The sequence below is a fragment of the Mycobacterium sp. E1715 genome (assembly GCF_001667625.1).
GTDB lineage: Bacteria > Actinomycetota > Actinomycetes > Mycobacteriales > Mycobacteriaceae > Mycobacterium.
This window is the reverse complement of the sequence record NZ_LZJJ01000255.1, coordinates 1-1,881: the sequence shown is the minus strand read 5'-3', so window position 1 is coordinate 1,881 and position 1,881 is coordinate 1. Positions and strand designations below refer to the sequence as shown.

General features: G+C 68.6%; 3 protein-coding genes. All 3 read left to right on the top strand.

The features are described 5' to 3' along the window. The coding region (locus A9X03_RS13535; protein WP_255396729.1) for a thiamine pyrophosphate-dependent enzyme at nucleotides 1-621 on the top strand (621 nt) is incomplete at its 5' end. Beyond that, complete coding sequence (locus A9X03_RS13530; protein WP_067761161.1) at nucleotides 618-1,595, top strand: alpha-ketoacid dehydrogenase subunit beta; 978 nt, start codon at nucleotides 618-620, stop codon at nucleotides 1,593-1,595. The genes A9X03_RS13535 and A9X03_RS13530, both read left to right, overlap by 4 nt. Then, the coding region (locus tag A9X03_RS13525) for a biotin/lipoyl-containing protein (protein ID WP_304528477.1) at nucleotides 1,592-1,881 on the top strand (290 nt) is incomplete at its 3' end. The genes A9X03_RS13530 and A9X03_RS13525, both read left to right, overlap by 4 nt.

The following is a 1,881-nucleotide window of genomic DNA, read 5'->3' as shown; positions in this document are numbered from 1 at the left end:
GGCCTGCCGCTCGCGGTGGGCATCGCGCTGGCCGACGCCATGCTGCAGCAGAAGCGGGTCACCGCCTGCTACTTCGGCGACGGCGCGGTGGCCGAGGGCGCGTTCCACGAGTCGCTGAACATGGCGGTGCTGTGGAACCTGCCGGTGCTGTTCTGTTGCGAGAACAACCTTTACGCGATGGGCACCGCGTTGGACCGCGCCCAGTCGCAGACCGACCTGACCGTCAAGGCGGCCGCGTACCGGGTTCCCACGCTGGCGGTCGACGGGATGGACGTCGAGGCATGCCATGCCGCCGCGCAGCAGGGCGTCGACCACGTTCGCGACACCGGTGGCCCGTTCTTCATCGAATTCCGCACCTACCGGTTCCGCGCGCACTCGATGTTCGACCCGGAACTGTACCGGGACAAGGCGGAAGTCGAGCGATGGCGCGAGCGCGACCCGATCCAGGCGTTCACCGACAAGTGCGTGGGCGACGGCACGCTCTCCGACGCCGAGGTGCGTGAGATCGAAGACGCGGCCGTCGCCGAGATCGAGGCCGCGGTGGCCTACGCCGAGGCCGGAACGTGGGAGGACGTGGCGGATCTCGAGCGCGACGTGCTGACCGAAGAGGCAATGCGATGAAGACCAGCTATCGAACCGCCGTGCACGACGGCCTGCGCGACGCCCTGCGTGATGACCCGCGCGTCGTGGTGATGGGGGAAGACGTGGGGCGTTATGGGGGAACGTACGCCGCCTCCAAGGGCCTGCTGGAAGAATTCGGCCCGGAGCGCGTGCGCGACACGCCGCTGTCGGAGCTGGGCTTCGTCGGAATCGGAATCGGCGCGGCCCTCAACGGGTTACGGCCGATCGTCGAAGTCATGACGGTGAACTTCAGCCTGCTGGCGCTCGACCAGATCGTCAACACCGCCGCGGCCCTGCGTCATATGTCCGGCGGGCAGTTCTCCGTGCCGATCGTCGTGCGCATGGCGACGGGCGCCGGTCGCCAGCTCGCCGCGCAGCATTCGCACAGCCTCGAGCCGTGGTACGCCCACATTCCGGGCATCAAGGTGCTGGCTCCGGCCACCGTCGAGGATGCGTACGGCATGCTAGGGCCCGCGCTGGAGGACCCCGACCCGGTGGTGATCTTCGAGCACGTTCAGCTCTACAACACCTCGACCGACGTCGACGTCCTCTCCCCGACCGACATCTCGCGCGCGGCGGTTCGCCGCACCGGCGGTGACGTCACGCTGATCACCTACGGCGGCTGCCTGCCGAAGACGCTCGACGCCGCCAACGAGTTGTCCCTGGCCGGAATCGACTGTGAGGTCATCGATCTGCGCGTGCTGCGCCCCCTCGACGAGACCACGGTCCTGGAATCGGTCCGCAAGACGCATCGCGCGGTGGTGGTCGACGAGGCCTGGCGCACCGGCAGCCTCGCCGCCGAAGTCACCGCACGCGTGATGGAGGGCGCCTTCTACGACCTGGACGCGCCGGTGGCGCGGGTGTGCAGCGCCGAGGTGCCCATTCCCTACGCCAAGCACCTCGAAGAGGCCGCTTTGCCGCAGACCACCAAGATCGTCGCCGCCGTGCAGAGCCTGTTCGGGGAACAGCCGTGATCGAATTCAAGATGCCCTCGCTCGGCTCCGACATGGATGAAGGCACCCTGAACGAGTGGCTGGTCAAGCCCGGGGACAAGGTGACGCGCGGCCAGGTCGTGGCCATCGTCGAGACCACCAAGGCCGCGGTCGAGGTCGAATGCTGGCAGGAGGGCATCGTCGACGAGCTCGTCGTGCCCGTGGGCGAAACCGTACAGGTGGGAACGACTTTGGCCACCCTGACGGCCGCCGGCGAGACGGCGGAGAAGCGGCCCGAGGCCGCGCCGGCGCCGAAGGCGGCCGCCAA